General features: G+C 66.0%; 13 protein-coding genes. 9 read left to right on the top strand and 4 right to left on the bottom strand.

Annotation, left to right across the window (positions count from 1 at the left end; translation table 11 throughout):
• Position 1: 1 nt before the first annotated feature.
• The 3 genes from AC5Y43_RS23995 to AC5Y43_RS23985 all read right to left on the bottom strand — a co-directional run bounded on the left by AC5Y43_RS23995 (position 2) and on the right by AC5Y43_RS23985 (position 2,305).
• Positions 2-1,159: a glycoside hydrolase 5 family protein gene (locus tag AC5Y43_RS23995; protein ID WP_499976818.1), complete on the bottom strand. Its 1,158-nt coding sequence runs from the start codon at positions 1,157-1,159 to the stop codon at positions 2-4.
• A gap of 244 nt (positions 1,160-1,403) precedes the next feature.
• Positions 1,404-1,796: a hypothetical protein gene (locus tag AC5Y43_RS23990; protein ID WP_499976813.1), complete on the bottom strand. Its 393-nt coding sequence runs from the start codon at positions 1,794-1,796 to the stop codon at positions 1,404-1,406.
• 44 nt (positions 1,797-1,840) lie between these two features.
• Positions 1,841-2,305 (bottom strand): TM2 domain-containing protein, encoded by a 465-nt coding sequence (locus tag AC5Y43_RS23985; RefSeq protein WP_499976811.1) that lies wholly within the window; start codon positions 2,303-2,305, stop codon positions 1,841-1,843.
• A 115-nt stretch (positions 2,306-2,420) separates the two neighbouring features.
• Here AC5Y43_RS23985 and AC5Y43_RS23980 point away from each other — a divergent pair, with 115 nt between their 5' ends.
• The 5 genes from AC5Y43_RS23980 to AC5Y43_RS23960 are packed head-to-tail and all read left to right on the top strand — an operon-like array spanning position 2,421 to position 6,771.
• Positions 2,421-2,807, top strand: a complete 387-nt coding sequence (locus AC5Y43_RS23980) for a DUF2237 family protein (RefSeq protein WP_499976809.1) — start codon at positions 2,421-2,423, stop codon at positions 2,805-2,807.
• A gap of 10 nt (positions 2,808-2,817) precedes the next feature.
• Entirely contained in the window at positions 2,818-4,065 is a 1,248-nt protein-coding gene (locus AC5Y43_RS23975; RefSeq protein WP_499976807.1) for a sulfotransferase family protein, read from the top strand.
• Positions 4,066-4,074: 9 nt separating this feature from the next.
• Positions 4,075-5,322: an MBL fold metallo-hydrolase gene (locus AC5Y43_RS23970; protein ID WP_499976803.1), complete on the top strand. Its 1,248-nt coding sequence runs from the start codon at positions 4,075-4,077 to the stop codon at positions 5,320-5,322.
• An 11-nt stretch (positions 5,323-5,333) separates the two neighbouring features.
• Complete coding sequence (locus AC5Y43_RS23965) at positions 5,334-5,813, top strand: VOC family protein (protein WP_499976800.1); 480 nt, start codon at positions 5,334-5,336, stop codon at positions 5,811-5,813.
• Position 5,814: 1 nt separating this feature from the next.
• A complete protein-coding gene (locus tag AC5Y43_RS23960) occupies positions 5,815-6,771 on the top strand; it encodes an LLM class flavin-dependent oxidoreductase (RefSeq protein ID WP_499976797.1) in 957 nt (318 codons plus the stop codon).
• Positions 6,772-6,927: 156 nt separating this feature from the next.
• Here AC5Y43_RS23960 and AC5Y43_RS23955 read toward each other — a convergent pair whose 3' ends face one another.
• Entirely contained in the window at positions 6,928-9,570 is a 2,643-nt protein-coding gene (locus tag AC5Y43_RS23955) for a helix-turn-helix transcriptional regulator (protein WP_499976796.1), read from the bottom strand.
• Between the two features lie 186 nt (positions 9,571-9,756).
• Here AC5Y43_RS23955 and AC5Y43_RS23950 point away from each other — a divergent pair, with 186 nt between their 5' ends.
• The 4 genes from AC5Y43_RS23950 to AC5Y43_RS23935 all read left to right on the top strand — a co-directional run bounded on the left by AC5Y43_RS23950 (position 9,757) and on the right by AC5Y43_RS23935 (position 12,830).
• The gene (locus AC5Y43_RS23950; protein WP_499976795.1) at positions 9,757-9,999 is read left to right on the top strand and encodes a sigma factor-like helix-turn-helix DNA-binding protein; all 243 of its coding nucleotides are present in this window, start codon (positions 9,757-9,759) and stop codon (positions 9,997-9,999) included.
• Between the two features lie 152 nt (positions 10,000-10,151).
• A complete protein-coding gene (locus tag AC5Y43_RS23945) occupies positions 10,152-11,021 on the top strand; it encodes a zinc-binding dehydrogenase (protein ID WP_499976794.1) in 870 nt (289 codons plus the stop codon).
• 25 nt (positions 11,022-11,046) lie between these two features.
• The gene (locus tag AC5Y43_RS23940; RefSeq protein WP_499976792.1) at positions 11,047-11,913 is read left to right on the top strand and encodes an SDR family NAD(P)-dependent oxidoreductase; all 867 of its coding nucleotides are present in this window, start codon (positions 11,047-11,049) and stop codon (positions 11,911-11,913) included.
• Positions 11,910-12,830, top strand: coding sequence for a TIGR03619 family F420-dependent LLM class oxidoreductase (locus AC5Y43_RS23935; RefSeq protein ID WP_499976789.1), 921 nt, complete (start codon positions 11,910-11,912; stop codon positions 12,828-12,830). The genes AC5Y43_RS23940 and AC5Y43_RS23935 overlap by 4 nt, the downstream gene beginning before the upstream one ends.
• Positions 12,831-12,833: the final 3 nt, after the last annotated feature.

Genomic DNA, 12,833 nt, shown 5'->3' with positions numbered 1-12,833 from the left:
CTCAGGTGGGCTGGCCGCCGGTCAGGGCGCGGGTCGCCTGAAATTCGCTGTCCCGGTAAGGCCGCCCGTCGGGCTGCAGCAGGTCGTGGAACCACACCTTCGGGGGCGCCGCGTACGGGTGATCCCAAGAGTCCCACGGGAAATAGGTCTGGGTCTTTCCGGCGACAAATCCCCAGTTGTAGGCGCCGACGTTGTGACGCTTGGCCACCGGCAGGATCGACTCGATGGTGCTGCCCTGGGGCCGCGCCATGTACTCCGTGCACAGGATCGGCCGGCCCATCGGCGCCAGCTCGGCGATCCGCGACTCGAAGCCCCCGGGCTCGGCATAGGAATGGAACGTGACCACGTCGGAGTTGTTGAGCTGGATCGCGCTGATGGTGCTGCGGCCCGCGGGCTCGCCCCAGTCGCCGCGCCACACCCCGCTTGTCAGCGGCTGGCCGGGATCGACCGCGCGGGCCCACCGGAACACCTGGGGCAGCAGCTCGGCCACTCGCTCCAGCTTGTCCTTGCGCTCCACCTTCTGATACACGCGCGCGGGATTGTCGGGCTCGTTCCACAGGTCCCAACCCAAAACGCGGGTGTCATTGCGGAATTGGGACAACACGCTCGTGACATAGCCCTGCAGGACGCGGACGTAACGAGGATCGCCGAGGCGTTCGGCGCCGGGGCTCTGCACCCAACCCGAGTTGTGCACACCCGGCCGGGGCGCGCGTTGCGGGCCCAGTTTGGGCAGCGGATCCCAACAGGAGTCGAAAAAGACGAACAGTGGCTTGATGCCGTGGTTCGCGGCGATGCCGACAAACTGCGCGAGGCGGCTTTGAAAGCCGCGGGGGTCCTGCGCCCAGAGCTGGTCGTGCAAAAAGACCCGCACGCTGTTGAAGCCGTATGCGCGCGCCCAGCCCAGCTCGGTGTTGATGCGCCGAGGATCGTAGGTGCCGGGCTGAAACATCTCGAGTTGGTTGATGGCATTGGCCGGAATGTAGTTGGCGCCGACGAGCCAGCCCTGCGCCTGATACCAACGGTTGGCGCGGTCGGTCGACCACCGCGTCACCTCCCCGGAGGACCGCGGCGCCGGTTCCGCGGACGCGCGGGGTGCGTGGGCCAAAGCCGTGCCCGCCGCCAGCAGCAAGGGGAGCTTCAGGGCCGTTCGACGGTGCACGAACTGACGATAAATTTCGCGGGCCCGTGTCCCCGGTATTTGGCCAGCGAGTCGCGCCGGCTAATCGACGGTTCGGAAATTGTTATCTTGTTGTGACCTACCGGCATTCGCGCCGGCAGTCGCGGTGAGGACCGCGCCGGTTATCGTAGTGTCGTTGCGTCCCTTGGGATGCGGTCCGGGGCTGGGGGTTCAGAACCGTTTCAGAACCCGAAAGCCCTTGTGTGCGTGGCGAAAACGGGCCCGCTCAGATTTCGAATGACGGCGGCGTCCAGCCTCCCACCAGAAGGGGTAGCGAAACCGCCGAATCGCCGCTCGTGACGTCGATCAGCCAGCGGCCGTCCTCGGGCAGCCGCGCGTCGATTTCGAAGAAGGCGAATCCCGGGAAGTCGCCGAGGGAGGCGTCTGGCGCCTCGAACCATTTGTATTGCGGCGCGCCGTCGTCGGGGCTCGGCGGCTTGATCTCCACGTCGACCCGCCGCTCCGGATCGTCGCCGCCCGGCTGGGTCAGCACCACGAGGACGAACCGGGCGTTCCGGTCGGGCCCGACCGTGAATTTGGAAAGCACGCCACCCTGGACGTTCAATTTGTTGTCGACCGTCGCGGCCGCTTCCGCCAAAAAGGCACCGGTAACTTTCACACGCAGAATTTACCGCGCGGCGCCGCCGATTGGGGACCGAACGACTAACGCAGCTTGCGGCCGTAATTGTCGGTCACGCTGCCGGTGAACATCATGATGGCGTCGACGACGGCCCATACGGCGGAGCCGAGCAGAACGGGAAAGCCGAATAAGCAAAAGACGGTGAAGACGAGCCCGAACAGACCCACGCACAACTGCGCGACCGCGATCTGCGTCGAGTCGATGTAGAAGCGGCCGATACCGAACACTCCCAGGAAGAGCTGCAGCAGCCCGGCCGTCGTCGCGGACTTATCCGACAGCGGCAGCCCCGTGGCCGGATCGCGGCCGAACGGCGCATAAGGGTCGGCCGCATATCCCGGATAACCGGGATGGGGAGGCGGGGCCGGATAACCGGGATAGGGAGGCGGCGCCGGATAGCCGGGCGGGGGCGGATTTCCCCACCCATGGCCCTGCGGCGGCCAGCCCCAGGGCGGCTCGCCCGGCTCACCGGGCTCGTTCGGTGTCGACATTGGCTTCGAGTTAACACGCGCCGCGGCCGGCCGTCCACCACATTTGCTGATGGTGCGGTTGGATGCGATGGGAAAAGCATCTTCCCTTCGCGCGGGGGAGGACGATACTGAACCCGTGCCTGATCGCAATGTGCTCGGCGGCCCGCTGGAACCGTGTGGCACGGAACCACTCACCGGTTACTACCGCGACGGCTGTTGCTCGACGGGTTCGGAAGACCTCGGCCGGCACACCATCTGCGCGGTGATGACCGCCGAGTTCCTGGAGCATCAGCGTTCCATCGGCAACGATCTGCTGACCCCGGTCCCCGAGCACCGGTTCCCCGGCCTGCTGCCCGGCGACCGGTGGTGCGTCACCGCGCTGAACTGGCTGCGGGCCCACCACGACGGGTGCGCCGCGCCGGTGGTGCTGGCATCCACCCACGAGCGCACGCTCGAGGTGGTGCCGCTGGAGGTGCTTCAGGAGCACAAGGTCGACGTGCCCGACGACCTGGCGAACCTGTAGAGCCCGCGGCGTGGATCTCGACTTCGACGATCTGACGTCGCCCAGGCTCACCGATGTCCAGCGCCAGATCCTCGACTTCACCGAGGCCAGGCCAGTCGAGTTCGACATCGACCGGATGCTGGCCGAAGCGGTCGAGCAGGCCGGCGGGGCGGCCGACCTGGACGACACGGACGGGTTCGGCGACCGGTTGGCTGCGCACGTCGCCGCGATCCAAGGCGACGACGGCCTGACCCAGCTCATTCGCTCGACGCTGCGCCAACGGGTGGTTCGCCTGCTGCGCAACCGGCTGTCGCTGACCGAGCTCGTCAAGCGGTATCCCGAGATCGAGTCGATCCCGATCGAAAAGCCCTTCATCGTGGTCGGCATGCCGCGATCGGGCACCACACATCTGGTGAACCTCATCGCCGCCGACCCGCGCCGGCGCGCCCTTCCGTACTGGGAGAGCCAGGAACCAATACCCGCGCCCGGCGAAGGCCCCGGCATCTATGGCGTCGACCCCCGCTACGCGCGGGCCAAGTCCGAGCACGACGCGCTCATGGTCAGCGCGCCGGTGGTGGCCGCCATGCACGACCGGTTTCCCGAGGCGATCGAGGAGGAGGTCGAGCTCCTCGACCTCGACCTGGCCGGCTATGTCCTGGAATGGCATGCGCGCGTGCCGGATTGGCGCGACTACTACCTGGGTCTCGACCAGAACCGGCACTACGGGTATATGAAGAAAGTGCTGCAGACGCTGACCTTTCTCCGCGGCCCGCGGACCTGGGTCCTCAAAAGCCCGCAACACTGCGAGCAACTCCGCGCGCTGATGGCGACGTTCCCCGACGCGACGGTGGCTTTCACCCACCGCGACCCCGTCGCGGTGGTGCAGTCCGCGATCACGATGATGGCGTACTCGGATCGGTTGCGCCGGAACAGCATCGACCCCGGCTGGCTGCTGGACTACTGGAGCGACCGGGTGCACCGGTTGCTCGCCGCCTGCGTGCGGGACCGCGACCTGGTGCCGGCCGAGCGCAGCGTCGACATCAGCTTCCACCACCTGGGCGGCAACGAAATGCCGGTGCTGGAAGGGCTTTACCGGTGCGGTGGAGTCGAATTGACACCGAAGGTGCGCGAGTGCTTCCGGCGCTACCTGGACGGCAACCCGCGCGGCAAGCACGGCCACATCCGCTACGACCTGCAGCGGCACTTCGGCGTGTCGCCCGAGGAGCTGCGCGGGCGCTTCGGCTTCTATTTCGACAGATTCGACGTTCGCCCCGAATGAGGAGCAGCCATGGGCACCCAGCACTTTGACCCCATCTATCGCGACCGCCCGGGAGCCGACGCGATGCGCCCCGCGGCCGCCGAGCGGGCCGAACAGGTGGCCCCCGGGCTGTGGTGCTCGCCGGGACTGTCGAACTCCTACCTGCTGACCACCGGCGACGGCCGGGTGATCGTCAACACGGGGATGGGGTTCGAGGGGCCGGTGCACCGGGCCAACTTCGACGCTATCGACGCCTCACCGGTGCGCTACATCATCTTCACGCAGGGCCACGTCGACCACGTCGGCGGCCTGGACAGCGTGCGCGACCCCGACACAACGGTTGTGGCGCAAGCGAACTGGACCGCCTGGCGCGACGACAACGAACGCCTGATCCCGTACCGCGCCGCGCGCAGCGCGTTCGCCTTCCACGACACCCTCGGTGAGGGTATCCAGGCCATTCAGCGGCGCCTGGGTACCACGCGGCTGGCCGGCCAGAGCGTTCCCGTCGTCGACCTCGACTTCGAGGACACCCTGATGTTGGAGGTCGGCGGCCGCCGGATGGAGCTGATCTCGGTGCCCGGCGGGGAAACCACCGACTCGCTGGTGGTGTGGCTGCCCGATGAGCGGATTTGCCTGTGCGGAAACACCTTCGGTCCGGTATTCGGCCACATCCCGAACCTGGTCACCATGCGCGGTGACCGCTACCGGGATGCCCTGACGGCCATCGCGTCCGTCGAGCGGGTGCGCGACCTACAGCCGGAGCTCCTGGTGACCGGCCATTTCGACCCGATTGCCGGCGCCGCCCGCATCGAGGCCGAACTGACCAGGCTGCGCGACGCGATTCAGTACCTCCACGACCAGACCGTGGCGGGCATGAACGCGGGCAAGGACGTCCAAACGCTGATGCGCGAGATCACGTTGCCGCCGGAATGCGAAGTGGGCCAGGGCTACGGCAAGGTCGACTGGGACGTGCGCGCCGTCTGGGAGAACTACTCGGGCTGGTTCCACCACCGCTCGACCACCGAGCTGTATCCCGTCGGATTCGACGCCGTCGCCGCCGACGTGGTGGAGCTGGCCGGCGCCGACAAGCTGGTGGAACGGGCGCAAGCCCACCTCGACGCGGGCCGGCCCCTGCACGCCATCCATCTCGCCGAGCTCGTGCCCCCAGAGCATGCGGGGGCGCGCGAAGTGTTGAGGAAGGCCCATGAAACGCTGTTGGCCGACAGCACCAACTTCTGGGAAAGCGCCTGGCTGCGAAACCAACTGGCGGGAAAGTAAGGACACCGGATATGGGATTCGCCCTACGGCCCGAGGACTTTTACCACACCGGCATCATCGTGCCCGACCTCGACGCCGCGATGGCCCGTCTCGGCGAGCTGGCCGGCTATGAGTGGATCAACCCGCTGACGTACACGCTGCCGTTCCGCACGGCGAACGGAACCCGAGAACTCACGTCGCGGTTCGTCTATTCCCTGCAGGCCCCGCACCTCGAACTCATCCAGGAGGTCCCGGACAGCCCGTGGATCGCGGCGCCCGGGAACGCCATTCACCACCTCGGCTACTTCACCGACAACCTCGCCGAGGCCGCCCGAGCGTTGGAGGACAACGGCTTCACCTTCGAAGCCACTGCCGACATCAACCCTCCGGATCTGGCCCTGTTCGCCTACTACATCGACGCGGCCGGCACCCGCATCGAGATCGTCGACCGCGCGCTGTTCCCCGACTTCCCCGCGTTCCTGCGTGAGGCCGCCGCCCCACCGGAGGCCTGACGTGCTGCTGACCGTGCTGCGATTCAACTTCGCTTCGCCACAAGGGAATCCGCGGAAGCAAAGCGAGCTGGTCGGTGCCGCACTCGAACTGGCCCAGTGGGGCGAGTCGCACGGCATCACCTCGATCAGCGTCGACGAGCACCACGCGACCGGGCACGGCTGGAGCTGCAACCCGATCATGGCCGCGGCGATGTTTCTGGCCCGCACCACGACGCTGGTCGCCAGCGTCGACTGCGCGCTCGGGCCGCTGTGGAATCCGGTCCGGCTCGCCGAGGACATCGCATTGGTCGACAACATGAGCCGCGGCCGGCTGCATACCACCATCGGCCTGGGCTACCGCGCGGTCGAATACGACTCGCTCGGTGTCGATTTCGGCCGGCGCGGCGGGGTGATGGACGCCCTGATCCAGAACATGCTGTCGGTCTGGTCCGACACCGGGACGTGGACCCGGCCCCATCCGCCGCTCTATGTCGGCGGCGGGGTGCGCGCCACGGCGCGGCGCGCGGCCCGCTTCGCGTTGCCGCTGAGCCTGGCCGATCACCTGCCCGACATCGCCGCCTACTACCGCGAGTTGTGTTCCGAGGCCGGCATCAAGCCGCTCATCCTGATGCCCGGGCCGGTCAATCGCGGCATGGTCTACCTTCATGAGGACCCCGACCGGGCGTGGGCCGAACTCGGCGACCACATCCTTTGGGAGGCGGTCACTTACGGGCAATGGTCAACCGACCAGCGCTCGCTGATGCATCTGCCCGGCGTCGCGACGCTGGACGAGGTCAGGGCGTCGGGCCGATACCGGTTCCTGACGCCGGAACAGCTCATCGCCGAGGTCCGGGGCGCCGAGTCCTACGGGCCGCTCGTCATGCACCCGCTGGTCGGCGGCATGCCCGTCGAGGCAGCGTGGAAGTCGGTCCAACTCCTTACCGACAAGGTGCTTCCCGCGCTCAATGCCCGGCATTGAATGCGACGGGCAGAGTCACGGGGCCGCTGATCCCGGCCGGAGGTTTCCACGGGGCGGGGCCGCAACGCCGTAGGTGAGGCATTCGCGAGGCGATGACCTTCAGCGCTTCGGCGAGTTCGACCGTTATCGGTGCGGATATTCCCCGCCGCAGGAGCGTTATCCGCTCTCGAATTCCTGTAGCAGGGCCGCGAGTTGGTCGCGGCTGCTCACGCCGACACGGGATGATGCCCGATGCAGGTGGCCCTCGATGGTCCTGACGGAGAGGCTTAGCACGCTGGCGATCTGTCGGTTCGACAGCCCCTGCGCGACCAGAGCGATGACTTCGCGTTCGCGGCCTGACAGGGGAAGTGGTTGCTCCGCTTCGCGTAACGCTGGGCTTCGCGCTCCACCGCCATCGTGGGCCAGACGTTGCGCGCGGCCCGCGGCCGTGAGTGCCGATCCGCGGCGCCCGCGACTTCGATAGGCCACGGCGGCGTGCGCCGACGCGTCCGCGGCCGCTAGTAGGTCGCCCATCTCATGCAGTTGGTCCGATGCCTTGCACAGCAAGTCACCGTCGCCTTCGGCGAGTCCCACGGCAAAGGTTGCCGCAGCACCGACGCGCGGACCTTCCACCACATCACTCAATTCCAGAAGCCGTGTCGTAAAACGCTTGTCACCGAACTGCGTAGCCGTTTGCAGGCACAAAACTTCGCGGGCGTATTGGTCGTGATCGCGGGCGTACGCCGCAGCGGCCCGAGCGGAGGCGATCGCCGGACTGACCGCGCCTCGAGCTGCGGCGAGCCAGGCCATCGCGAGCAGTCGGTCAGGTTCGAGATAGGCGAACGACGGATGTTTCAGTCGCATCATGGCGGCCGATTCTGTGGTTGCCGCGTGCAGATCGCCCGAGCGGGCGAACATCTCCACTGTGACCATCGAGAACCGGTAGCACAACGTCGAGGGCTCACCCAGTTGACCGAAAACCGCTTTCGCAGCGGTCATCTCGGCTCTGGCCGCTTGAAGATCGCCCCGACCTAATGCGGCCAGACCGTTGATCGCCGTCGCGACCGTACTGGCGATGCCCGGCATGTCGGCACAACGCTGCCGCGTCTCGGCCGCGACCGCTTCCGCCTCTTGGACGCGGCCGGCTAGCAGCAGGGCGGTCACGTGGTGGTCGGCCAGCCCGACGCCCGGGTACGTCGCCTCCAGTGATGTGGCTGCGCGGGCGTATCCGTCGGCGGCTGCGCGTGTCGCCTCCGAGATTGCACCGAGATCACCGAGCGCGATGACCAGCGCCCAGACGGCCACCAGCCCGGCCACGGCGGGCAGCCGCTCAAGGTCCACCGGCCGCGCTGCCGCCACTGCTTCGCGCGGTCGCGCCGCGGACGCCAATTGGACGGACCGGATCGCGTGCAGGGTTTGTTGCATGGACGGGCTGGTTGGGTTCCCCTTCAACGCATCATCGACCAGCTTCCACGACATCTCGGGTTTGGCCATCGGCCACAGACAATTGGCGGCGCGGACCGTCGTCACGCTGCAGCGCTGGGCTTCGTCCAGCGCTGCCAGATCCAGCGATGCGAAAACAGCCTCCGCCTCGTCGGCTCTGCTCATCAGGTTGAACGCGTAGGCGCAGAGGATCGAGGCCTCCACGCGGCCGTCTTGTTTGGCTGGCTCGGCCAACCGTTCCACCAGTGGCAGATCCAATCGCTGAAACGCCGCACGCGTGGCGCGCAGCGACAGTTCCGGGTTCGGCGGCAAATCGGATTCTGCCCACATGACCCCCGCGCGGATCGCGGTGTCGATATCGGGATCCGGAAGGTCCACCAGAGCTTTGGCGACGCGTCCACGCAGGCGCTGCATCCGCCAACGGCCGGCCTGGTTGCGGCGCATCTCCCCGTACAGTGGGTGCCCGATACGAACGGTGGCGCGACCTTTCGGCGTCACAGTGATCAGCCCACGTAGTTCGGCCTCTTCTATCGCAGTGCCATCGACGAGCGTGGCGAGCAGTGTCAGGTCAACCGGCTCTGAGACGGCGACCAGATCTACGACATCGAGGAGGCGGTCGGGGACCGACCCGATGTGAGATTCGATCAAACTCATAAGGCTGGCCGTCGCGGCCGGCGCTCCGCTCCAGCGCCATACGCCGTCGTTGGCGGCCAGCCGTCCCGCGGCCTGTTCCTGATCGACCAGATGCCGCAGGTACAACACGTTTCCGCGAGTGAGCTCCCACATCCGGCGCACACACTCGGGGTCGACGGAGCCGTCCAGTCCGCCTTCCAGCAGCAGCTCCGATTCGCGACGCGACAGGGGCTGCAATTCCAGCAGCAGGAGCCGTCGGTCCTTCCACAACGCAGTGACCGGGTCAGGGACCTCTGTTCCGCTGCGGATGGTGACTACGACTCGCGCTGTGCGGCGCAGCACTAGTTGGTGCACAACGAAAGCCGACAGTGGATCCAGACGGTGTGCGTCGTCGACAACGACGACAACCGGGCCGCCATCGGGGGGGACCGTAGTCAAGGCGTCGATGATGTCGCTGACTACCTGCACCGGGTTGCCCTCGAGCTCGTTGGTCCATGCGGCGAAGGCTGCCAGCGGGATACCTTGTGTGGTTTCGGTACCCACCACCCACCGCACCGTGGCACCGGTGACGCTCGCGGCCGAAGCCGCCTCGGCGGCCAGGCGACTCTTGCCTACCCCTGCCGGCCCGAGAATGGCGGCGCCGACGGACTCGTCGTCGCCAGTTGTCAAGGCCTTGGTAAGCAGATTCAACTCGGCGTCACGGCCGGTCAGTGGCCAACCAGATGTTGCGGGCGCCAATCTCATGCGCCGTCCCGACGCGATCGCATCCGCATGGAGGTCAATGTCAGGAGACTAGCGATTGATCGGCAACATGTCACTGAATTTGCGGGGTCCGAAACCGTTCAGTCCAGAGCCGTTGCGAAGCGAAAAGCAGAGATGGAGTGGCGTCCTACCGCATCTGTTAGTCCACTACAGCCGGACCCTGAATATGTGGAGCGGGACCAGCCCTTGAATGATGCCGTTGATCAGCTGCCGGTGTTGTACGCGAATGCGCTGCGACTGCGTGCCTGCGGCACGCCTCACGATGAAATCGCCGAACGGATCGGCGTTCACCCAGAGGCTATTGACACGGTTCTTCGCCTAGCCGACGAGAAAATCCACCTGCTCCGCGCGGGCACCGCGAGCGAAAAAGCGGGAGAGGCACAAACCGAACGGTTGCCCCGCGCCGATTGAAAAATTGCGACAAACCCCTATGCACGGAAAGTAACGGAAATCTAAGAACGATTGGGGTAGTCGGCTACCCACGCCAACAGGGAAGCCAGCGCAGACACTCGTCGTGACGAAGATCGGCGGAACTTCCGCCTCCGATGAAGAGGGGAAGCGCGATGAAGTGTCAGGCGGCGGTGCTGCGGGGGGTCGGCCGTGATTGGGAGGTCCGCGAGGTAACACTTGATCCGCCGCAAGCCGGTGAGGTGCTGGTGCGGATGGCCGTTGCCGGCATATGCCACTCCGACGACCACTTCGCCACCGGTGACCTGGTGCCGACTGCTGAGATGGAAGAGCTGCTACGCATCGGCGGGATGCCGGTGCCGGACAATTTTCCGTTGCTCGGCGGTCACGAGGCCGCATCGCTCGTTTCCTGCGGGGTTAGTACCGGCTGGGGATCGGGGACAACCGCGGTGGGAACCGAACCTGGCGACACCGTGGTCGTGATCGGCCCCGGCGGCGTCGGGGTCAACGCCGTGCAGGGTGCGCGAGCGGCTGGTGCCAAGCATGTGGTCGGTGTGGATCCGGGTGATTTCAAACGAGATTCGGCCAAAATCTTCGGTGCAACGCATACTAGCGCCACGGCCGAGGAGGCAATCGGTCTGGTTCGTGAGATCACGTCCGGCGTCATGGCCGACCGCGTCGTCGTGACCGCAGGGGTGGTGCACGGCGACCTCATACCGCTGGCGATGATGCTGACGCGCAAGGGTGGGACATGCTTGCTCACCGGCATCACCCCGATGAGCGAATCGACGGTGCCGCTTGCGCTTCTTGACCTGGTCAATTCGTGTAAGCACCTGAAGGGCGTCCTTTTCGGCGGGATGAATCCGCGCACCAGCATCCCGATGCTGCTGTCGATGTATCAGGTGGGCGCCCTCGAACTCGACGAGCTGGTCACGCGGCGCTATCGGTTAGAACAGATCAACACTGCGATCGCCGACCTTCGTGACGGCCGAAACATCCGCGGCATGATCGAATTCGCATCCTGACCGCACCGACGAACTGGAGACTGAGATGGCACGAATCATTGTCACCGGCGGCAACAGCGGCGTCGGAATGGCCACCGCCGCGGCGCTGGCTGCCGCCGGGCACCACGTGATGATCGCTTGTCGGACCGTTCCCAAGGCGCAACGGGCTGCCGCGGAGATGACCGGCGACGTCGACGTTCGCCATCTCGATCTGGCCGACCTGACCAGCGTGCGCGCATTCGTCGATTCGGTGGACACCGTTGATGTGCTGGTGAACAACGCCGGCGTATTCGGTCTACCGCTCACCCGCACCGTCGACGGCTTCGAGGCACACATCGGCACCGACCACCTCGGCCATTTCGCGTTGACCTGTCTGCTCGGCGACAAGATCACCGATCGGGTGATTTCGGTGGGTAGCGCGTTATACGCCGCGGGGCGCCTCGATCTCGACGATCTGAACTGGCACACCCGCAGGTACTCGAAGTGGGCTGCCTACGCCCAGTCCAAGCTGGCCAACATGCTCTTCGTCAACGAACTCGCCCGCCGCGGTGTGCGCGCCTACGCATCCGATCCCGGCGCTGCCGACACCGATATCACCAGGGACAGCACAGGATTGACGCATTGGCTGGGCGAGCACAAGTTCACGACGTTCCACATGCAGAGCCCACCCGACGCGGCGCGAGCCAGCATCGAGGCAGTGACAACAGACCTACCCACAGGAACCTACCTCGCGCCGCGGTTCAACCAATGGGGCAGGCCCAAAGCAACCGCGCCGCGCAGGAAGGGCCGCGACCCGGCGATGGCGGCCCGGCTCTGGGAATTGTCCGCCGAGCTGACCGGATGCGACTGGCGGCCCACCGGGCGCAAGGTCACAAGTCGCAGCGGCCACGACGAAAGGCAGATTGTGTCATGAAGCTTGCGATATCGCTGCCGAATTCGGTGCGCGTGAAAGCGCTGGTACAGCCGTGGGAATTCGGTGTCACCGGCGCGGACCAGACTGTCATCGCCAAACGCGCCGACGAACTCGGCTACGAAATGATCGTCGTGCCCGAACACTTCATCGTCCCCAATTCGCACGTCGAGTTGTCCGGACCGCACTACTTCCACTCCACGGTCGCGCAGGCTCACATTGCCGGTGCCACTCAACACATCCGGGTGAACTCCTTCGTCACAATACTGCCGCTGCAGCATCCCCTGATCATGGCCAAGGCGCTTTCGACCGCCGATTGGCTGAGCAGCGGTCGGATAACCGTTACCTTCGGAGTTGGTTGGGACGCCGAAGAATTCAAGCTTCTGGGCGTGCCGTTTTCCGAGCGTGGGCGCATGGCCGACGAATACCTCGCTGCCATCCTTGAGCTGTGGGCCAGTGATAGGCCCAGCTTCGAGGGGAAGTACGTCTCGTTTGACGACGTGGCTTTCGAGCCGAAGCCGTTCCAAAAGCCGCACATACCAATCTGGATCGGCGGCGACGCCGAACCCGTACTCAAGCGCGCCGCCCGCTTCGCATCTGGGTGGGGTCCCTTCCTGACCCAGCCTGCAGACATTCCCGCCAAGCTCGACTTCATCAAGTCCCAACCGACCTACGACGGGCGGCCATTCGACGTGTTGTACGGGATTGGCACCTCCCGTGTCGGCGAGGGGCACGTCGTCGTCGACGATCCCACCCAACGGCCGGGGATGAGCGCAGAGGAAATCATCGACCAGCTCGGTTGGTTCGCGGAATTGGGTGTAACGATGAGCGGACTCTCCGTTCCACCGGTGACAGACCTCAACGCCTACCTCGATTACATCCAGTGGGTCATCGAAGACATCAAACCTAAGGTGCAGTAGCAG

Source organism: Mycobacterium sp. NGS57 (assembly GCF_059812405.1).
This window is presented reverse-complemented; position numbering and strand designations above follow the sequence as displayed.